Here is a 20,307-nt window from a genome sequence, read left to right on the forward strand (position 1 = left end):
GCCGATAGATGTTGTAATGCTTTCAGGAATTCCGATGACCAAACCAAGTCTTGCCATTGTCCGCCAGCTCGAAGCCGTAGGTTTCCGCGCCTGGCCTGCCACGTCGGTTCATTACGACGGAACATGGGCGATCCGCATGACGGCAGCGCATTCCTCCAAGCGTTTGAACTCGATCAATCCGCTCGATCCGGGTGACACGCGGGATATTCCAACCCGCGTGGAGCTGGCGGCGCAGCGTTTCCGTGCTTATGGCCGTGTGCCTTGTTTCCGGCTTTCGCCACTCGCGCCTGTCGAACTTGAAAATTATCTCGAAGGGCTAGGCTGGAAGCGGCAGGACGAAACCATCGTCATGACCTGCAATCTGGCCGAGACTGACTTGTCGGGTGAAATCGACCAGATTCCGCTGAAAGACATTGGCCGTTTTGTTGACGCGTCCTTGTCCATTCACGAGCGTCCGGAAGAGATGCGCCCCGGCATGTCAGAAATTCTGGACGGTATTCGCCCGAACAAGGGCATGTTGGTGCTGGAGGAAGGCGGACGTGCGGTGTCCGATGTGCTGTGCGTGCAGGATGGCGTCATGGCCGGATTGTTCGATGTCGGCACCTTGCCTGCCGCTCGCCGCAAAGGCTACGGCCACAGTGTCGTCGGCTCGGCGCTCAAATGGGCGGCGAAGCTTGGCGCAAAGACTGCATGGCTACAGATCGAGGCGCAAAATGTTGCCGGTCTCGCGCTTTATAAACGCTTCGGCTTTCAGGAAGCCTATCGTTACGCCTATCGGGAGAGCAACGAGAAATGAGCGAAGTGAAGAGCCGCCGCATTCTTCTCGTTGCAGCCTGTGCGCTGGTGGATTCCGATGGGCGGGTGCTGTTGGCGCAGCGCCCGGAAGGCAAGCAGCTCGCGGGCCTGTGGGAGTTTCCCGGCGGCAAGGTCGAGCCGGGTGAAACGCCCGAGGAAACGCTGATCCGTGAATTGCAGGAAGAAATCGGCATCACGACCAAGGTTGCCTGCCTCGCGCCTTTGACCTTTGCGAGCCACACCTATGATGATTTTCATCTGCTGATGCCGCTTTATGTCTGCCGTCGTTTTGAAGGCATTGCGCGGGGTCTGGAAGGGCAGGCGCTGAAATGGGTTCGCCCGAAGGATATGCGCGATTATCCGATGCCACCAGCGGATGAACCCTTGATCCCGTTCCTCATCGATCTTCTTTAGTTTTCGAAAATCCGGATTGCTTATCAACAGCTGTGAAAAAGCTGACAATTTCTTACGATTAAGGCAGTCGGTTAATCTCTGATTCACTCCGTTGCGGCATTCTCGAATGGGAGCCGCTCCGGAGTCTAGTATCATGAGTTTCGACAACAATTATTTCAGTGCCGATCACAACGAATATGCGCCCACCACTTTGACGAAAGCGGGGCGTGGTTTCCTGCGTCTCGTGTTGTTGTTTGGTTCTGCCGCTGCGGCGATGGCGCTGATTATTGTTCCGATCCTCAACGAACAGGCAGCCAAGGTTGCGGCCCAGTCCGTTCTGCCTGCTGGCATCGACCGGACGATGACCGGCTCCATCAAGCGCGATGCAGGCAACCAGCCCCATGGTGCTGTTCAGACCTATACCGTGCGCAAGAGCGTGTTACAGCCCAACCCGAGTTCGGTTTGCGTCATCGATGTGGACGGAAGTCATCGCGGCGACTGCTGACACAACAGCTGCATTCTCCGTGAATTTGCAGCTATCGCGTAGGTCTATTCTTCTTCCGCTTTCTTCAGCGCATCGGCCAGCGACGCTTTGGCGGAACCGGGCTTGAGCGGCTTTTGCTGCGATTCATGCGGCGCCCATCCGGATAGCCAGATGATCGAGAATGTCGCGCGGATGCGTCCATCGGGATCGCTGAAGCGTTCCGCGTAGATTTCCGCCGCCCGCAAGAACAGCCGTTTCGATACCGGACGGNCACGATGTTCTGCATGCCCATGGCGCGCAAATCTGCCATCAGGTTGAACAGGGAATCATAGCGCACCGTCACGTTTTCCACGTCCGTCACCGGCAGTGCAAAGCCGGCGCGCTGCAACAGACCGCCGACATCGCGCACATCCGCAAACGGAAAAACGCGTGGCGATGCGCCACCGGTCAGTTCGATTTCCGCTTGCAACAGGCTTTCACGCAATTCGCCGAGTGTGCCGCTGCCGCTGAGCGCCGCCAGAAAAAGCCCGTCGGGCTTCAATGCGCGGGCAATCTGCACCATGGCGCCCGGCGTGTCATTGGTGGCGTGCAGTGCCATCAGCGATACGATCAGATCGGCGCTGCCCGGTTTGATCGGCAGCAGTTCCTCGTCACCGACGACTGACGGAAATGGACCTTTCAGGAAATCCGCGTCCCGCTCCACGCGCAAAACGGTATCCGCCTTGCCGGAGAAGGCGATGGCCTCTGCTGCAAGACCATTGTGGCCTGCGAGATCAATGGCTACCGGAAAGCGGCGCTCGACAGCATCCAGACGGTCCGCAAGGTCTTCCGCCACGCGTCGCAACAGAAAATCGGCACCCGGTTCGGCGCGCCGGAATGCGCGGCGGCGAAAGGCAAGCTGTAGATCGCGGTCGAAGATCGCGCTTTCGGGGGCAGGCATGAAATCCGTCTTTTCTTTTGCTATGCGGCGTATAGTGTAATTGCGGGCATAGATGCATTCGAACGGGGGCGAATGCAATGGCGGATGACGATACACCGCATCAAACCTTTTTGCGCAGGCTCTACGCTGGCGCGTGCTTTGCCGCGCGCCATCTGGCGCTTGCGGCCGCCAATCTGCTGTTTCCGGCAAGCTGTGCGGGTTGCAAGGCGCATGTCTCGCAACCCGGAACTTTGTGCCCGACATGCTGGTCTGAGCTGCGCTTTATCGAACGGCCTTACTGCCCGGTGATGGGTGCGCCGTTTGGTCATGATTTTGGTGACGGCTTCTTGAGTGCGGAGGCGATTGCCGATCCGCCGCCGTTCCGCCGGTTGCGGTCGGCGGTTCTGCATCGCGGCGCAGCGCAACGTATGGCAGTGGCCTTGAAATTCCATGACAGGACTGATCTGGCCCCATGGATGGCGCGCTGGATGCAGCGGGCTGGCCGCGAATTGCTGGATGAATGCGATGTAATCCTGCCGGTGCCGCTGCATCGCTGGCGCTTCTGGCAGCGCCGCTTTAATCAGTCTGCCGAGCTGGCGCGGGCGCTGGCAAAGCAGAGCGCGCTTCCCTTTGCGCCGCAAGCCCTGAACCGTATCCGTCGCACCGAGCAGCAGATCGGGCTTGGCTCCAAGGAGCGCAAACGCAATGTGGATGGTGCTTTCCGTGTGCCGAAAGAGCAGGAAATTCATGTGCGCGGGCGTCGTGTCCTGCTGATCGACGATGTTTATACGACGGGCGCAACAGTAAAGGCGGCAACGCGCGCCTTGCTGCGCGGCGGTGCAAAAAGCGTCGATGTTCTGACATTCAGCCGGGTTTTGCCCGATTGAAACTTGCGGGCAAGAACAAGCCTGCACACACCGTCGTGAAACCTACAGGGTCTTCCAGAGCGGAGCGTTGCCGACTATATAGTGAGGCAACGAATGGAGTTTTTCATGGTTGACGTTACCATCTATACCCGCCCCGGCTGCCCTTATTGCTCGCGTGCGGTCGATCTTCTGACCCGCAAGGGCGTTGAGTTCAATGAAATCAACGTAGGTGCCACGCCGGAGCTGCGCGCCGAAATGCAAGAGCGTTCGGGCCGCAACACCTTCCCGCAGATTTTCGTCGGTTCCGTCCATGTCGGCGGCTGCGACGATCTCTTTGCGCTCGAGGGCCAGGGCAAGCTCGACGGTCTGCTCAAGACCGGCGAACTGAACTAATTTTATAACGGGGGAGAAACCGATGAGCACGTTCCGCGCTGCCGCACTACAAATGCGTTCTGGCACCGATGTTGTCCGCAATATCGAGGCTTTGGAGAAACTCGTCGCTGATGCGGCAGCCAAGGGCGCGACTTACGTGCAATCTCCCGAAATGACCGGCGCGATGATGCGCGATCGGGTGGAGTTCAAGGCCAGTCTGCGTGACGAAGCCAACGACCTTGTTTTCAAGGCGGCTTCGGTGCTGGCAGCCAAGCACGGCATCTTCCTGCATATCGGTTCTACGGCCATTGATGCCGGAGATGGCCGGATTGCCAATCGCGCCGGATTGTTTACGCCATCGGGCGAAAAGCTCGTCACCTATGACAAGATTCATATGTTCGATGTCGATCTCGACAATGGCGAAAGCTGGCGCGAATCGGCAACCTATGAACCGGGCAAGGAAACCGTCATTGCTGAATTGCCTTTCGCCAATATTGGCATGGCGATCTGCTATGACATTCGCTTCCCGCAGCTTTTTCGTGCACAGGCGCTGGCTGGCGCCAATGTGATTACCGGGCCTGCGGCCTTCACCAAGCAGACCGGCGAGGCGCACTGGCATATTTTGCAGCGTGCGCGCGCTATCGAAAATGGCGCATTCCTGATCTCGGCTGCGCAGGGCGGATTGCACGAGGACGGTCGTGAAACCTATGGGCATTCGATCATCGTTTCGCCCTGGGGCAAGGTGCTGGCGGAAGCCGCCCATGACGAACCGGCTGTGATCGTTGCTGATATCGATGTTGCCGAAAGCGCTGCGGCGCGTGGCAAGGTGCCGAATTTGAAGAATGGCCGCGAGTTTGCCGTCAAGACGGTGACCGCAAAACAGAATGAGGATGCATAACTCCATGATCCGCTTTTCGCTTCATTGCGATAACGGCCATGAATTCGAGGGCTGGTTCCGCGACAATGCCGATTTCGATCGGCAGTCGGAGATGAAATTCGTCTCCTGTCCGGTCTGCAATTCGCATCAGGTGCAGAAAGCCCTGATGGCGCCTGCCGTCTCCACGGCAAGGGCTAAGGAAAAGATCGCGATGGCGCTGGGCGAAGCCCAGAAGAAGGTTCTCGAAGAAATGCGCGATCTCAGCCGCAAGGTCCGCGACAATGCGGATTATGTCGGCGACAAATTTGCCGAGGAAGCACGCAAGATCCATTTCGGTGAAACGGAGCAACGCGGCATCTATGGCGAAGCGTCGCGCGAGGACGTGCATTCGCTGCTTGAAGATGGTGTCGATGTGATGCCATTGCCGGTCTTTCCAGAAGATCAGAATTAGGTCACCTGTTCGTCATGACAGCACGGCAGGGGAGGCCGGGTGCATGAAATTGATGGAGTCTGCCTCCTTTCTGCTTCTGGCCACCGGCACCCTGCTGGGGCTTATTCTGCCTCTGGGAAAGATCGCTGCGCAGGCAGGTATTCCGCCTGCCATGTGGACCTTTCTGTTTTCCGCCAGCGCTGGCGTGATTCTGTTCGCCGTTCTGCTTTTGCGGAGAAAGAGCCTCGGCTTTTCCGGCGGACGCGCACGCTATTATGTCTGCACGGCAATCATCTCCTATGCCTTGCCCAATCTTCTGATTCTGTCGGCGATCCCGCGTCTCGGTGCTGGTTTCACGGGAATCATGTACACGCTGTCGCCGGTTATCACGCTGGTGATTTCAATGGGCTTCGGCTTGCGACGCCCCAATGCGCTGGGCATTGGCGGCATTGTTGTCGGCTTTATCGGCGCGATTCTGGTGGCGTTGACACGCGGCGAGGTCGGCAAGCCCGCTGATCCGCTCTGGGTTGCGGCCGCCTTGCTCATTCCGGTATTTCTCGCCTGCGGTAATGTCTATCGTACGCTGGACTGGCCGAAAAATTCCGATCCGACGGAGCTTGCGGCAGGCAGTCATCTGGCTTCCGCCATCATGCTCTTTGCGGGCATTCTGCTGTTCACCGGCGGTTTTCCGGTTGAGACATTTGCGCTGGCACCATGGGCCGCAACAGCGCAGGCGATTGCATCGGCGGGAATGTTCGCGCTGTTCTTCCGGCTACAGGCGGTGGGCGGACCGGTTTATCTCAGCCAGATCGGATATGTTGCCGCAGCGCTCGGTCTCATTTCCGGCACGCTGTTTCTGGGCGAGCATTATCCGCTGCTCACCTGGATTGGAGCAGCCGTTATCGCTGTCGGCGTGGCGATGACCACACGCGCCCAGAAAAGCTGATTGTTAAATCTGATTACTCTGGTCGCTCCGCCAGCACCATGTAATTCACATCCGTATCGCGGGAGCGGCTCCAGCTGTCGGCAAGCGGATTATAGGTCACGCCCAGCTTGTCGATGAGGCGCAGGCCGCCTTTGGCAAGGGCGGATTCGAGTTCTTCCGGACGCACCAGCTTTTCATATTGATGTGTGCCGCGCGGCAGCCAGCGCAGCACATATTCCGCACCGATGATCGCCAGACCATAGGCTTTCAGGGTGCGGTTGATGGTAGCGACGAACATCAGTCCTCCGGGCTTCACCATTTCGCTGGTCGCGGACATGAACAGATCTACGTCCGAAACATGCTCGACCACTTCCATGTTCAAAACCACGTCGAATTTCTCGCCAGCCTCGGCCAGAGCCTCCGCTGTCGTGGCGCGATAATCGACCTCGACGCCGCTTTGGGCAGCGTGGATTTTCGCAACCTCGATATTGGTGGTCGAGGCATCCGCGCCGATCACGGTTGCACCGAGACGCGCCATCGGTTCGCAGAGAAGACCGCCGCCGCAACCGATATCGAGCAGGCGCAGTCCTTCGAAGGGGCGCGGCGAATTCGGGTCGCGATTGAACTTGGCGCAGATTTTTTCCTTGATATAGGCAAGACGCGTCGGATTGAATTTGTGTAGCGGGCGGAACTTGCCCTGCGGGTTCCACCATTCCGAGGCAATGCGCGAGAAATGCTCGATCTCGGAAGCGTCGATGGTGGTGCGGGCAGTCTCGGTCATTTCAATCTCCAGGAGCGGAAGCGTGCAATCCTGCTCTCAAGGTAGCGCCTCAAAGTCAAGGTGCAAATCAAATTCCGGCATTCCTGACCCTATCGGGACGTTCTTGCGAATCGCGGCCTTGCGGAACCGCGACATATTAGCTATGTGACCCCGGGTTTGCCTGTCGCAAGATTATAAGGTTTGGGCAGGTGAGAGTGTAATTTTCAAAATAGCGGGACGTATCCTTAAATGGCGCGCATCGTGATGAAATTCGGCGGCACTTCGGTGGCCGATCTGGAACGCATCTATAATGTGGCGCGCCACGTCAAACGCGAGGTCGAGGCGGGCAATCAGGTTGCTGTTGTCGTCTCGGCCATGTCCGGCAAGACCAATGAGCTGGTCAACTGGGTGCAGAACATGCCGAAGGTATGTGGCGCCAGTTCGCCTTTCTACGATGCGCGTGAATATGACACCATCGTCGCTTCCGGCGAACAGGTGACGAGCGGCCTTCTGGCCATCGCGCTTCAGTCGGTTGGTGTCGATGCGCGTTCGTGGCAGGGCTGGCAGATTCAAATCAAGACTGACAATGCGCATGGCGCGGCTCGTATCCAGGACATCGACGGTTCGGAAATCATCCGTCGCATGGAAATGGGTCAGGTTGCCGTTGTGGCCGGTTTCCAGGGCTTGGGCCCGGATAACCGCATCGCGACGCTCGGACGCGGCGGCTCCGACACATCGGCTGTGGCTGTTGCCGCAGCGGTGAAGGCTGATCGCTGCGATATCTATACCGATGTAGACGGCGTCTACACGACCGATCCGCGCATCGAACCGAAGGCGCGCCGCCTGCCGAAGATTTCCTTCGAAGAAATGCTGGAAATGGCTTCGCTCGGCGCCAAGGTTTTGCAAGTGCGCTCGGTCGAACTCGCCATGGTGCACAAGGTACGCACCTTTGTGCGCTCGAGCTTTACGGACCCCGATGCGCCGGGCATGGGTGATCCGATCAACCCGCCCGGAACGCTTATTTGCGACGAGGATGAAATCGTGGAACAGCAGACCGTCACAGGTATCGCCTTTGCGAAAGATGAAGCTCAGATTTCGCTGCGGCGCGTGGCCGACCGGCCGGGTGTGTCGGCAGCCATTTTCGGCCCGCTTGCCGAAGAGCACATCAATGTCGATATGATCGTTCAGAACGTGTCGGAAGACGGTTCCAAGACCGACATGACCTTCACGATCCCGACTGGCGACATCGACAAGGCGCTGCGCGTTCTCGACAAGGTCAAGGCTGAAATCGGCTTCGACAACATTCAGTCCGAAACGGGCCTCGCCAAGATTTCCGTGATCGGCATTGGCATGCGCAGCCATGCGGGCGTTGCCGCTACCGCCTTCAAGGCGCTGGCTGAGAAGGGCATCAATATTCGCGCCATCACGACGTCGGAAATCAAGATCTCGATCCTGATTGACGGCCCTTATGCCGAATTGGCCGTGCGCACGCTGCACGCCGTCTATGGTCTCGACAAGTCGTAATCCATTGATGGCTGATATTAAGCCGGCATAAAATCCGGCTTTTATTAAACCGTTTTGAAACAATGCCGCGTCCTTGAATGGATCGCGGCATTTTTTCGTTCCAGAACCTGGCATAATTTCTGCTTAAAGCACTAGACTGCAGTGTCAAAAATGCTCACAAAGGGGTTGGCGTAACGCGTCGCGGGCGGGTAATGGGAATCGGTCGGCGAAAGCGGGCCACCAGTCCGAACGGCTTTCGGTAGTACGGAGCAAGCAAAGCCGTTTTCTCTTTATTCGCCGCAGTTCGCACGGAAAGCCGCTTCACCTCGGTGCCGAAACTGCACAAGAGGAGTGTCCGACGATCATGCGCGATCAGACAACCGGTCCCCGCGTGCTGCTGAAGCGGTTGCGCGAATTGATGGCTGAGCCGCTTGAGCCGCAGCCGCGCCTTGACCGGATCGTTCGTGAAATCGCGCAAAATATGGTCGCGGAAGTCTGCTCCTTCTACGTGCTTCGCGCTGACGGCGTTCTCGAACTCTATGCCACTGAAGGTTTGAACCCGCAGTCGGTCCACCTGGCGCAATTGCGTCTGGGGCAGGGCCTTGTCGGCACCATTGCCGCAAGCGCGCGTCCGTTGAACCTTACCGATGCACAAAGCCATCCGGCCTTCGCATATCTGCCGGAAACGGGCGAAGAAGTGTATAATTCCTTCCTCGGTGTTCCCGTGCTGCGTGCAGGCCGCACCATGGGCGTTCTCGTCGTGCAGAATCGCACCAAGCGCGCCTATCGTGAAGACGAAGTCGAAGCGCTTGAAACGACAGCCATGGTGCTGGCCGAAATCATTGCGTCCGGCGACGGGCTGAAGCTTGTGCGCCCCGGTATCGATCTCGATATGGGTCGCCCGATGAGCGTGACCGGGCTTGCCTTCAATGACGGCATCGGTCTCGGTCATGTCGTGCTGCATGAGCCGCGCATCGTCGTCACCAATCTTTTCAACGAGGATAGTCAGGCCGAGCTGGCCCGTCTGGATCAGGCGCTGGGCTCCTTGCGCATTTCCATCGATGACATGCTGTCGCGCCGCGATGTAGCGATCGAAGGCGAGCATCGCGAAGTGCTGGAAGCCTATCGCATGTTCGCGCATGATCGTGGCTGGGTGCGTCGTCTGGAAGAGGCGATCCATAACGGTCTGACTGCCGAGGCAGCCGTAGAGAAGGTACAGAGCGACACGCGCGCGCGCATGATGCATCTGTCCGATCCTTATATGCGTGAGCGCCTGTCGGATTTCGATGATCTTGCCAATCGTCTGCTGCGCCAGCTGATGGGCCGTGACATCAAGACGATGGCCGAATCGCTGGTCAAGGATGCCATCATCGTTGCGCGTTCCATGGGTGCTGCCGAGTTGCTGGACTATCCGCGCGAGCGTTTGCGCGGCGTGGTGCTGGAAGACGGTGCCGCCACCAGCCATGTGGTGATCGTGGCCCGCGCTATGGGCATTCCGGTCGTTGGGCAGGCCAAGGGCGCTGTTTCCATGGCTGAAAACAACGATGCGGCTATCGTCGATGGCGACGAGGGCGTGGTGCATCTGCGTCCGCAGTCGGATCTCGAATCAGCCTATGCGGAAAAGGTTCGCTTCCGCGCCCGGCGTCAGGCGCATTATCGCGAATTGCGCAACAAGCCTGCCTTGACCAGGGACGGCGTCGATATTTCGCTTTTGATGAATGCAGGCCTTCTGGTTGACCTGCCGCAGCTCGCGGCATCGGGCGCTTCGGGCATTGGCCTGTTCCGCACCGAGCTGCAGTTCATGGTCGCCTCGACCTTCCCGCGGGCAGAGCAGCAGGAACGGCTCTACCGTTCGGTCATGGAAGCGTCGGGCGATAAGCCGGTTACGTTCCGCACACTCGACATCGGCGGCGACAAGGTGCTGCCTTACTTCAGCGCATCGGCGCAGGAAGAAAATCCGGCGCTTGGCTGGCGCGCTATCCGCCTCACGCTCGACCGTCCGGGTCTGCTGCGCACCCAGTTGCGCGCGCTTTTGAAAGCGGCAGGCGGGCGTGAATTGAAGCTCATGCTGCCGATGGTGACGGAAGTTGCCGAAGTGAAGGCGGCGCGTGAGATCATCGAACGCGAGGTTCGTCATCTGTCGCGGTTCGCGCATTCGCTGCCGACGCGGATGAAGCTTGGCGCGATGGTGGAAGTTCCGGCCCTGTTGTGGCAGCTGGATGAGCTGATGACGGCGGTTGATTTCGTGTCGGTTGGCTCCAACGATCTGTTCCAGTTCCTGATGGCGGTGGATCGCGGCAATTCGCTGATTTCCGGCCGTTTCGACCAGCTTTCACCGGCTTTCCTGCGGACGCTGCGCCATATTGTCGATACGGGCAACCGGCACAACACGCCGGTTACGCTCTGTGGTGAAATGGCGGGACGTCCACTGACGGCCATGACGCTGATCGGCCTCGGTTTCCGCTCCATCTCCATGTCGGCCGCTGCCATCGGCCCGGTCAAGGCGATGCTCGGCGCGCTGGATACAACGAAGCTGAATGCGCTTCTCAATGAAGAGCTGGACAAGCCGAATGTCGCGCATTCTCTGCGTGAACTGATGCTTCGATTTGCAGAAGACAACGATATTCCGTTATAGCAAGGCAAATTGCATAGAATGACCGGGTGTGGCGCGGGACGCGGCGCGCCCGGTTTCGCACATTTGCGTTCGGACGATGATTTTTAGGACATGACATGATCGCATTGCCGCAGGACCGGATGGACCAGCTCTTGAAGCGGTTCTCGATGATCGAAAGCCAGATGGCCGACAATCCGGATTCGGAAACCTATGTGAAGCTCGCTTCCGAATATTCCGAGTTGCAGGAAGTCGTCGGCAAGATTCGCGAATTGAGCGATGCGCGTGCCGAAGCGAAAGATCTGGCCACCATGCGCGACGACGCGTCGACCGATGCCGAAATGCGCGCTCTGGCTGTCGAGGAATTGCCGGAAGTCGAAAAGCGCGTCGAGGCGCTGGAGCAGGAAGTACAGATTCTGCTTCTGCCCAAGGACGCGGCGGACGAGAAGAATGCCATTCTCGAAATTCGCGCCGGTACGGGCGGACTGGAAGCAGCGCTTTTCGCTGGCGATCTCTTCCGCATGTATGAGCGTTATGCCAGCGAGAAGGGCTGGCGCGTCGAGCTGGTCTCGGCCAGCGAAGGCGATGCGGGCGGTTATAAGGAAATTATCGCGACGGTTTCCGGGAAGGGCGTGTTCTCGAAGATGAAGTTCGAATCGGGCGTGCATCGCGTGCAGCGCGTACCGGAAACAGAAGCCGGCGGGCGCATTCATACATCGGCTGCGACCGTGGCCGTGCTGCCCGAGGCCGAAGACATCGATATCGAGATTCGCAACGAGGATATCCGCATCGACACGATGCGGGCATCGGGCGCTGGCGGCCAGCACGTCAACACGACTGACTCGGCAGTGCGTATCACCCATATCCCCACCGGCATCATGGTGGTTCAGGCGGAAAAATCCCAGCATCAGAACCGCGCCCGCGCCATGCAGATCCTGCGTGCCCGCCTTTATGACATGGAGCGCCAGAAGGCTGAAAGTGAACGCTCGGAAGCGCGCCGCAGCCAGGTCGGCTCCGGCGACCGTTCGGAACGCATCCGCACCTATAATTTCCCGCAGGGCCGCGTCACCGATCACCGCATCAACCTGACGCTCTACAAGCTCGACCGCGTGATGGAAGGCGACCTCGACGAATTGGTCGATGCGCTGATCTCCGATCACCAGACCGCGCTTTTGACCGAACTGGGCGCCTGAGCGTGAGCGGCGAGCGTCTCGACGTTCTGGCAGCACAGGCCCGGCGGCAATTGCGTGATGCCGGGCTGGAAACGCCTGATCTCGATGCGCGGCTGCTGATCGAATGGACGACGGGCACGACACGGCTCGATCTGATTTCCGCACCGGACAGACTGATCGAAGCCGAGTGCGTTGAAACCTTGCGTGCGGCGCTGGACCGCCGTGCCAAAGGCGAACCCGTGCATCGGATTATCGGTGTTCGCGAATTTTACGGACTGCCATTCCGGCTTTCTGCTGAAACGCTTGAACCGCGCCCGGATACGGAAGCGCTGATCGAGCTGGTCACGCCACCGCTTGAACAGCTCGTTGCGGAACATGGCGTGGTCGAACTCCTCGATATGGGCACGGGCACCGGGGCGATTGTGATCTCGCTCCTGCATCGCTTCGAGACACTGCACGGCATTGGCCTCGATGTGTCGGAAGGGGCGCTGGCGACAGCGCGAATCAATGCTGCGCTCAACGATGTCAGCCAGCGTTTTGCCGCATTGAGAAGCGACTGGTTCGCCAATGTCAGCGGACGGTTTCATATGATCGTCTCAAACCCGCCCTATATTCCGCATGAAGATATTGCCGGTCTGTCGCGTGAAGTGCGCGAGCATGATCCTCTTGCAGCGCTGGATGGCGGCCAGGATGGACTGGATTTTTACCGGGCCCTTGCAGAACAGGCAGTAGAGTACCTATATGATGGTGGTATGGTTGCTGTAGAAATCGGCGCCGGACAATTCCAGGATGTAAAAGCGCTGTTTGAGCAAGCGGGTTTTGAACTCGCGAACGATGCGCGTGATCTGGGCGGCCATAGAAGGGCCATGCTTTTTGCGCAAAAATCATAAACGAAATTTTGATACCCAACGGCGCGAAAAAACACTTGGAATTTGCCGCGAAGCCGTTTAGTTTCCGGCCACCGTATACAGCCAGAATGGTTTTGCCCGCTTTTTAGAGGGCCGTGGCGGAAATGCTCCATGACGATTTGAGGTCATGCTCTCCCGGGGTCTAAGCCTTTGGAGATGGCTCGTACGGAAGTACACGACTTTCAGGCATGGTCCCGAAGAGCGATGCTTTTCGGCGTGGACCTTGCACAAGGCAACCGTCAGGTTCCGGCCATCCATCTGGATATGCGGAGCCGAGAAGCATGTCGCGGAAAAGTGGGAACCGGTTTTCCGGGAACGACATGCATAAAAGCAACCCCTTAATGTGCGTCAGGCGAACAGTTTGAAATGCGACGCGCTTTAAGAATAGTCGATGTGTAGGAAGTTTTAGGGCGTGCTTCCTCCATGGCTCAATAGCAAGAAACAGGCGACCTTTTTCGTCGCAACGTTTCTGCGCCCTTTAATCTGAAAAGAGATGAATATGAGGCCAGCACAGCAGAACAGGCGTATGCGCGGACGGGGGAATAACAATAACAACAATAATAACAACAACCGCAAGGGCCCCAATCCTCTGTCGCGTAATTACGAAAGCAACGGACCTGACGTAAAGATCCGTGGCAATGCGCAACATATTGCAGAAAAATATTCGACACTCGCTCGTGACGCCCAGGCTTCCGGCGACCGGGTGATGGCTGAAAACTATCTTCAGCACGCTGAACATTACAACCGCATCATCATGGCTGCCATGGCGCAGAACCCGGTGCCGTTCCAGCGCGAAGAAACCTTCGACGATGACGGCGCTGATGATGACGATACCGGCTTCACGCCAGCAGTCGCCGTCGAGCCGCGTCCGGTAAGCGGTTCCGGTCCGCAGCCGGTCATCGAAGGCACGCCTGCCGAAGTCATTTACGGCGAGGAAAGCGGCGAAAGCCGTCAGCCACGTGAACGTGATAATCGTGATCGTCGCCTTGGCCGCGGTCGCCGCCCGCAGCGTGAACGCTTCAATGCCGAAGAGCGCCCGGAAGCGCAGGCCGGTGAAGCAGGCGAACAACCGGCGGTGGATGCTCCTGCGGAAGTAGCAGAACCAGCTCCGGTCGCTCGGGCTGCCAAGGCTGCTCCGGCGGCTGTGGAAGCGGCACCCGTTGAGGTTCCGGTGGAAGCGCCCGTCGAAGCGAAGGCCGATGACGAAGCTGCACCGCGTCGCGCTACCCGCCGTCCGGGTCGTCCGCGCCGTGTTGCGAAGGATCAGGATGCCGGCAGCGATACGCCAGCAACCGAACCTGTCGATTCCGACGCTTAGAGCGCGTTTCGATCTGAATGAATCAGATTGGCGCTCTAAGCTTCTATATATCGAGCATAATCTTATCGATCCTCGTTTCACTCCGGTCGGCTTATGCTCTAAAGCTTTCGGTATAAGATTTGAAAATGGCGCGGTTTTCCGCGCCATTTTTATTTGGCCGCACAAGCGTTGTTCACCCTTGCCGAAAGGTGGTCATAGTCCCATATCCTGTCTTGGAAAGACATGAAGCCCGCCCATGCGGGGGCTTCGTCACCCAACATCTTCCGGTGCCTATTCAGGGCTGGAGGGCAAAAGGAGACACTATATGAATATCGAGAAATACACGGAACGCGTTCGCGGTTTCATTCAGTCGGCGCAGACTTTCGCGCTTTCTTCCGGCAATCAGCAGTTCACTCCGGAACATATTCTGAAAATCCTCGTCGATGATGACGAGGGGCTTGCCGCATCTTTGATCGAGCGGGCTGGAGGACGCATTGCCGATGTGCGCCTTGGTTTGCAGAGCGCATTGGAAAAGCTGCCGAAAGTATCGGGCGGCAACGACCAGCTTTATCTCTCGCAGCCGCTGGCCAAGGTTTTCGCTCTGGCCGAAGAGCTTGCCAGCAAGGCGGGCGACAGCTTTGTCACGGTCGAACGACTGTTGACGGCGTTGGCAATCGAGAAATCCGCAAAGACATCTGAAATTCTTGCCGCAGCCGGTGTGACACCGACGGCGTTGAACAAGGTCATCAACGATATGCGTAAGGGCCGCACTGCCGATTCTGCTTCCGCCGAAAGCAATTACGACGCACTGAAGAAATATGCGCGCGATCTGACCGAAGACGCCCGCAACGGCAAGCTTGATCCGGTGATCGGCCGCGATGAAGAAATTCGTCGCACGATTCAGGTTTTGTCGCGCCGCACCAAGAACAACCCGGTGCTGATCGGTGAGCCGGGCGTCGGCAAGACGGCCATTGCCGAAGGACTGGCGCTGCGCATCGTGAATGGTGACGTGCCCGAATCGCTGAAGGACAAGCAGTTGATGGCGCTCGACATGGGCGCGCTGATTGCCGGGGCGAAATATCGCGGCGAGTTCGAGGAACGCCTGAAGGCAATCCTGTCGGAAGTTCAGACGGCAGCCGGTCAGGTCATTCTTTTCATTGACGAGATGCACACGCTTGTGGGTGCGGGCAAGACCGATGGCGCGATGGATGCGTCCAACCTGCTCAAGCCTGCGCTGGCCCGTGGTGAATTGCACTGCGTCGGCGCGACCACGCTGGAAGAATATCGCAAATATGTCGAGAAGGACGCAGCACTTGCGCGTCGTTTCCAGCCGGTCTTCGTGGACGAACCGACCGTCGAGGACACGATCTCGATCCTGCGCGGCCTGAAGGAAAAATACGAGCAGCATCACAAGGTGCGCGTATCGGACTCGGCGCTTGTCGCAGCCGCAACGCTGTCGAATCGCTACATCACCGACCGTTTCCTGCCAGACAAAGCTATCGACCTTGTCGATGAGGCAGCATCGCGTCTGCGCATGCAGGTCGATTCGAAGCCGGAAGAACTCGACGAGATCGACCGCCGCGTCATGCAGCTCAAGATCGAGCGCGAAGCCCTGAAGGTGGAAACCGATGCCGCTTCCAAGGATCGTCTGGTGCGTCTTGAAAAAGAGCTGACCGATCTGGAAGAAGAATCAGCTGAACTGACCGCCAAGTGGCAGTCGGAAAAGCAGAAGCTTGGTCTTGCTGCCGATCTCAAGCGTCAGCTTGAAGAAGCACGCAATGCCTTGGCCACTGCACAGCGCAACGGTGAATTCCAGAAGGCTGGCGAGCTTGCTTATGGCAAGATCCCGCAGCTTGAAAAGGAACTCGCCCAGTCGGAAAGCCAGGAGAACAAAGGTTCTCTGCTGGAAGAGACGGTTACGCCGGAACATGTCGGGCAGGTGGTATCCCGCTGGACAGGCATTCCGGTTGACCGGATGCTGGAAGGCGAGCGCGAAAAGCTGCTGCGGATGGAAGACGAGCTTGCAAAGCGTGTCATCGGTCAGGGCGAAGCCGTTCAGGCGGTTTCCAAGGCTGTTCGCCGTGCGCGTGCGGGTCTTCAGGATCCAAACCGGCCTATCGGTTCGTTCATCTTCCTCGGCCCGACGGGCGTGGGCAAGACCGAACTGACCAAGGCGCTGGCTTCGTTCCTGTTCCAGGACGACACCGCGATGGTTCGTATCGATATGTCGGAATTCATGGAGAAGCACTCCGTGAGCCGCCTGATCGGTGCACCTCCCGGCTATGTCGGTTACGAAGAAGGCGGCACGCTGACGGAAGCGGTGCGGCGTCGGCCATATCAGGTGATCCTGTTCGATGAGATCGAAAAGGCGCATCCCGATGTGTTCAACGTGCTGTTGCAGGTTCTGGATGATGGGCGTCTGACCGATGGTCAGGGCCGCACGGTCGATTTCCGCAACACGGTCATCATCATGACGTCCAACCTTGGCGCCGAATATCTCGTCAATCTGGGCGAGAAAGACGATGTTGAGAGCGTTCGTGACGAGGTCATGGGTGTGGTTCGGGCGGCCTTCCGGCCGGAATTCCTGAACCGTGTCGATGAAATCATCCTGTTCCACCGGCTGCGCCGCGAGGATATGGGTGCGATTGTCGATATCCAGTTGCAGCGTCTCCAGACCCTGCTCACTGATCGCAAGATCGCATTGGAGCTGGCAGAGGATGCCCGCGAATGGCTTGCCAACAAGGGATATGATCCGGCTTACGGCGCACGTCCTTTGAAGCGCGTGATCCAGAAGGAAGTCCAGGATCCGCTCGCAGAGCGTATTCTGCTGGGCGATATTCTGGACGGCTCCCTCGTCAAGATCACCGCTGGTTCGGACAGGCTGAATTTCCGTCCGGTTCGCGGTGCTCTGGAACCCGATCCGAAGAACGAAGGCGTGGAAGCCTGACGTTCCACTTGTTCTAACAAAGCGCCGCAGTCGCAAGATTGCGGCGCTTTTTATTGGCTTTAATCAATTCGGGCCTGATGTTTCACAATGCTCGAAGAAATTTTGCAGATACAAATTTCATAAAACTTGTCGTCACTTGGCCATTTTCATGTCCAGTTCATCTGGCATCTGCTGTTACTCGGATAATCAGTTATTAACCATATTCACGGCATCCATGATCTGACGATCCGATTGAACGTCGGAAATTACGGGCACCTGGGACTTCCTCCATGACGCATTCCATACGCATGCTTCGTTTCGCATTGTTTGCTTCTGCGGCTCTTCCCGCCACGGGTGCCGGTGCTTTTGCAGAAGAAAACCGTGACACCACGCTCACGGAAGCTCCGGCGCAACTGGCGCAGCTCTACGATCCGGGCGAAGAGGTCTATCATGACCGACGCGTGCGCGTGTACATCGACCAGTATGGTCGGCGCGTGACGATGGATCGTCGTGGTCGCATTGTCAGCGTCGAGGATGCCAATACCTATGATCGCAACAGCTATGGCGGTCACAATAGCCGCCGCGATCCGCAGCAAGACGACAACTGGACACTAAACGGCCCGGTCGATGGCGGTTCGCCCTATGACGGCTTCAGCAATGTGCCGGAAGACCCGAATTATTATCCCGCCGCGCCGTCCGATCCGAACTATCGCGGCAATCAGGATGGTCAGGTGCAGCGTTCGGAACTGCCGCCGTCCGGTGAAAACTATCCAGACAATACGGGCACCAATTCCGCCAGCATCGATCAGAACTATAACGGGCAGGATTACAGCCAGCCCGGCTATGAGCAGCCGCAGAATGTGCCGAAGTCCAGTGATATGGCGCCGGCAATCGAAATGCCGAAAGGCGAGGGCGCCAAGGCCAAGATTGCAGCCTTCCAGGTGCTGCTGGATCGCGCAGGCGCATCGCCCGGCGTCATCGACGGTCGTTCCGGCAGCAATGTCGACAAGGCCGCAGCCGCCTATGGCGAATTGACCGGCAAATCCATCAGCCCGAAGGACGATGCGGCAGTCAATGCCGAGCTGGAAGCAACTGGCGGTGCGGCGTTCTTCGAATATTCGATCACCAACGAGGATGTCGGTCGCCAGTATGTGGCCTCGATCCCGGAAGATTACGCCCATAAGGCGCAGCTTCCATCGATGGCCTATACGTCGGTGACCGAAATGCTCGGTGAGAAATTCCACATCGACGAAAACTACCTGAAGGAAATCAATCCGGGTGTGAACTTCAATCAGCCCGGTTCCGTGGTGAAGGTGCCAAATCTCGGCAAGCCGGTGCGCGCCAAGGTGGCGAGAATCATCGCCGACAAGGGGCGCAAGCAGGTCCGTGGCTATGATGAAAGCGGCAAGCTGGTCGTCGCCTATCCGTCGACCATCGGCTCATCGGATAATCCGTCGCCGTCCGGCATCGTGCAGGTTGAGCGCATCGCGATCAATCCGAATTACACCTACAATCCGAAGATCAACTTCAAGCAGGGCAATAACGACAAGGTTCTGACGATCCCGCCCGGTCCGAATGGGCCGGTTGGTACGGTCTGGATTGCGCTTTCCAAGCCGACTTATGGCATTCATGGAACGCCGGAGCCGTCCAAGATCGGCAAGACGTCGAGCCATGGCTGCGTGCGATTGACGAACTGGGACGCGGAAGAACTCGCCAAGCTCGTCAAGGCAGGCGTCACCGTCGAATTTTCCGAATAGTCCAACCTTCACGGGTCAAACAAAAAAGCCGGGTGAGCATTTTGCTTTCCCGGCTTTTTTAACCCTTGGTCGAGGCGTTAGCAGCCAGCTTGGTGCTATTGTCGTCGCTGTTCAAAAGCGTGTCGATGCGGTCGCGCTCCTGCTTGAAGGCTTCAAGCTCTTTGCCCTTCAAAGCCTTGTTGTCCGGCAGGCGGATGCGCAACGGGTCCACCTTGGTGCCGTTGACGATCATTTCATAATGCAGATGCGGGCCGGTCGAGAGGCCGGTCGAGCCGACATAGCCGATCACCTGACCCTGACGCACCCTTGCGCCAGCAGACACGCCGCGCGCAATGGCATTCTGGTGGCTGTAGCTGCTGACATAGCCATTGGCATGACGAATCAGGGTCTGATTGCCATAGCCATTGGTCCAGCCTGCCTTTTCGACAACCCCGTTACCCGTTGCGATGATTGGCGTACCGCGGGGCGCGGCCCAATCAACGCCGGTATGCATGCGGCTATAGCCAAGAATCGGGTGACGGCGCATGCCAAATGGCGAGCGGAACACGCCATTGGGTACCGGATTGCGCAGCAGGAACTGCTTTGCGCTCTTTCCACCTTCGTCGAAGTAATCGACACCACCGTCCGGCGCCTGATAGCGGTAGAATTTCCGGGTCGTGCCGCTGAAAGTCGCCGCAACATAGAGAAGCTGTGAATCGATGTCGGCCTTGTCCGGATCATCGGGCCCGTCCGGCAGCGAGAAGAAGGCGTCAATATTGTCGGTCGGCGTCAACTGCGCTTGAAGATCCACGTCGGTGGCCAGCATTTTGACGAGCTGTTCGCGCATCGTTTCCGTCATGCCATAGGCAAGGGCCGCGCGGCTGATACCGTCATAGACATTGGGCAGATTGCCCCGGATGGCGCTGGGGATCGCATTGCCGTCAAAAGCGGTCTGCAACAGAGGCGTTTCTTCGGGTTCATCCGATGGAACATATTGCTGACGGTCGTTCAGTGTGACCGTCACGAGATGCGTGGTACGATTATAAATGCTTGCGCGAACGATGCGGTCCTGCCCGTTGCGGGTTTCAGTTCCCACGCGCAAGATACTGCCTTGCTTCAGGCGCGGCGAATTCATCATCTTGGCGAGCGCATCGACCATGTTCGATGTGTCTTCGCCGGTATAGCCCGCATCTTCGAGCGCCTGCGCGATGTCGGCGGTTTGCCGGAAGGGGATCAATTCTTCCGAGAAGCCATCGTCAGTCTGCTCGTCATTCGCCTTCGGGGCGACGCTGACATTTTCCTGCGTGATCTTCACGCCGAGTGCTGGGCCAAG

17 protein-coding genes and 1 pseudogene (1 of these 18 running past the window's edge) are annotated in these 20,307 nt (G+C 58.1%); 15 read left to right on the forward strand and 3 right to left on the reverse strand.

Annotation, left to right across the window (positions count from 1 at the left end; translation table 11 throughout):
- The first annotated feature begins 34 nt into the window (after positions 1 to 34).
- The 3 genes from ACTJKP_RS22525 (at position 35) to ACTJKP_RS22535 (ending at position 1,693) form a co-directional block, all read left to right on the forward strand.
- Entirely contained in the window at positions 35 to 796 is a 762-nt protein-coding gene (locus tag ACTJKP_RS22525) for a GNAT family N-acetyltransferase (RefSeq protein WP_440632248.1), read from the forward strand.
- Entirely contained in the window at positions 793 to 1,209 is a 417-nt protein-coding gene (mutT, locus tag ACTJKP_RS22530; RefSeq protein ID WP_078341032.1) for an 8-oxo-dGTP diphosphatase MutT, read from the forward strand. The genes ACTJKP_RS22525 and mutT overlap by 4 nt, the downstream gene beginning before the upstream one ends.
- A gap of 133 nt (positions 1,210 to 1,342) precedes the next feature.
- Positions 1,343 to 1,693 (forward strand): hypothetical protein, encoded by a 351-nt coding sequence (locus ACTJKP_RS22535; protein ID WP_440632249.1) that lies wholly within the window; start codon positions 1,343 to 1,345, stop codon positions 1,691 to 1,693.
- Between the two features lie 44 nt (positions 1,694 to 1,737).
- Here ACTJKP_RS22535 and ACTJKP_RS22540 read toward each other — a convergent pair.
- Positions 1,738 to 2,612: pseudogene (locus ACTJKP_RS22540) on the reverse strand (methyltransferase domain-containing protein).
- Between the two features lie 77 nt (positions 2,613 to 2,689).
- On the opposite strand from ACTJKP_RS22540, the gene ACTJKP_RS22545 reads away from it, so the two are divergent.
- From ACTJKP_RS22545 to ACTJKP_RS22565, 5 genes are all read left to right on the forward strand, one after another.
- Complete coding sequence (locus ACTJKP_RS22545) at positions 2,690 to 3,478, forward strand: ComF family protein (protein ID WP_440632250.1); 789 nt, start codon at positions 2,690 to 2,692, stop codon at positions 3,476 to 3,478.
- Positions 3,479 to 3,583: 105 nt separating this feature from the next.
- A complete protein-coding gene (gene grxC, locus ACTJKP_RS22550) occupies positions 3,584 to 3,850 on the forward strand; it encodes a glutaredoxin 3 (RefSeq protein ID WP_440632251.1) in 267 nt (88 codons plus the stop codon).
- A 22-nt stretch (positions 3,851 to 3,872) separates the two neighbouring features.
- The gene (locus ACTJKP_RS22555) at positions 3,873 to 4,727 is read left to right on the forward strand and encodes a carbon-nitrogen hydrolase family protein (RefSeq protein WP_440632252.1); all 855 of its coding nucleotides are present in this window, start codon (positions 3,873 to 3,875) and stop codon (positions 4,725 to 4,727) included.
- Positions 4,728 to 4,731: 4 nt separating this feature from the next.
- Entirely contained in the window at positions 4,732 to 5,157 is a 426-nt protein-coding gene (locus tag ACTJKP_RS22560; protein ID WP_078341026.1) for a DUF1178 family protein, read from the forward strand.
- Positions 5,158 to 5,200: 43 nt separating this feature from the next.
- Positions 5,201 to 6,082, forward strand: coding sequence for a DMT family transporter (locus tag ACTJKP_RS22565; RefSeq protein WP_440632253.1), 882 nt, complete (start codon positions 5,201 to 5,203; stop codon positions 6,080 to 6,082).
- A gap of 13 nt (positions 6,083 to 6,095) precedes the next feature.
- Here ACTJKP_RS22565 and ubiG read toward each other — a convergent pair whose 3' ends face one another.
- Entirely contained in the window at positions 6,096 to 6,842 is a 747-nt protein-coding gene (gene ubiG, locus ACTJKP_RS22570) for a bifunctional 2-polyprenyl-6-hydroxyphenol methylase/3-demethylubiquinol 3-O-methyltransferase UbiG (protein ID WP_440632254.1), read from the reverse strand.
- A gap of 228 nt (positions 6,843 to 7,070) precedes the next feature.
- Between ubiG and ACTJKP_RS22575 the strand changes: the two genes are divergently transcribed.
- From ACTJKP_RS22575 to ACTJKP_RS22605, 7 genes are all read left to right on the forward strand, one after another.
- Entirely contained in the window at positions 7,071 to 8,345 is a 1,275-nt protein-coding gene (locus tag ACTJKP_RS22575; protein WP_078341023.1) for an aspartate kinase, read from the forward strand.
- Between the two features lie 343 nt (positions 8,346 to 8,688).
- Positions 8,689 to 10,959, forward strand: coding sequence for a phosphoenolpyruvate--protein phosphotransferase (gene ptsP, locus ACTJKP_RS22580; RefSeq protein ID WP_440632255.1), 2,271 nt, complete (start codon positions 8,689 to 8,691; stop codon positions 10,957 to 10,959).
- Positions 10,960 to 11,054: 95 nt separating this feature from the next.
- On the forward strand, positions 11,055 to 12,128 hold the full coding sequence (gene prfA, locus ACTJKP_RS22585) for a peptide chain release factor 1 (RefSeq protein ID WP_078341020.1): 1,074 nt from the start codon (positions 11,055 to 11,057) through the stop codon (positions 12,126 to 12,128).
- A gap of 2 nt (positions 12,129 to 12,130) precedes the next feature.
- On the forward strand, positions 12,131 to 12,997 hold the full coding sequence (gene prmC / locus ACTJKP_RS22590) for a peptide chain release factor N(5)-glutamine methyltransferase (protein ID WP_440632256.1): 867 nt from the start codon (positions 12,131 to 12,133) through the stop codon (positions 12,995 to 12,997).
- A gap of 517 nt (positions 12,998 to 13,514) precedes the next feature.
- Entirely contained in the window at positions 13,515 to 14,333 is an 819-nt protein-coding gene (locus ACTJKP_RS22595; protein WP_440632257.1) for a DUF4167 domain-containing protein, read from the forward strand.
- 304 nt (positions 14,334 to 14,637) lie between these two features.
- Positions 14,638 to 17,259, forward strand: coding sequence for an ATP-dependent chaperone ClpB (gene clpB, locus ACTJKP_RS22600; protein ID WP_078341017.1), 2,622 nt, complete (start codon positions 14,638 to 14,640; stop codon positions 17,257 to 17,259).
- Between the two features lie 269 nt (positions 17,260 to 17,528).
- Entirely contained in the window at positions 17,529 to 18,995 is a 1,467-nt protein-coding gene (locus ACTJKP_RS22605) for a L,D-transpeptidase (protein ID WP_440632258.1), read from the forward strand.
- 58 nt (positions 18,996 to 19,053) lie between these two features.
- Here ACTJKP_RS22605 and ACTJKP_RS22610 read toward each other — a convergent pair whose 3' ends face one another.
- On the reverse strand, positions 19,054 to 20,307 hold the 3' portion of the coding sequence (locus tag ACTJKP_RS22610) for a M23 family metallopeptidase (protein ID WP_440632259.1). 711 nt of this gene lie beyond the right edge of the window; only the last 1,254 of its 1,965 coding nucleotides appear in the window; its start codon lies off the right edge, out of view — the gene reads right to left on this strand; the stop codon is at positions 19,054 to 19,056.

It is taken from the genome of Brucella sp. 22210, assembly GCF_052045675.1.
GTDB lineage: Bacteria > Pseudomonadota > Alphaproteobacteria > Rhizobiales > Rhizobiaceae > Brucella.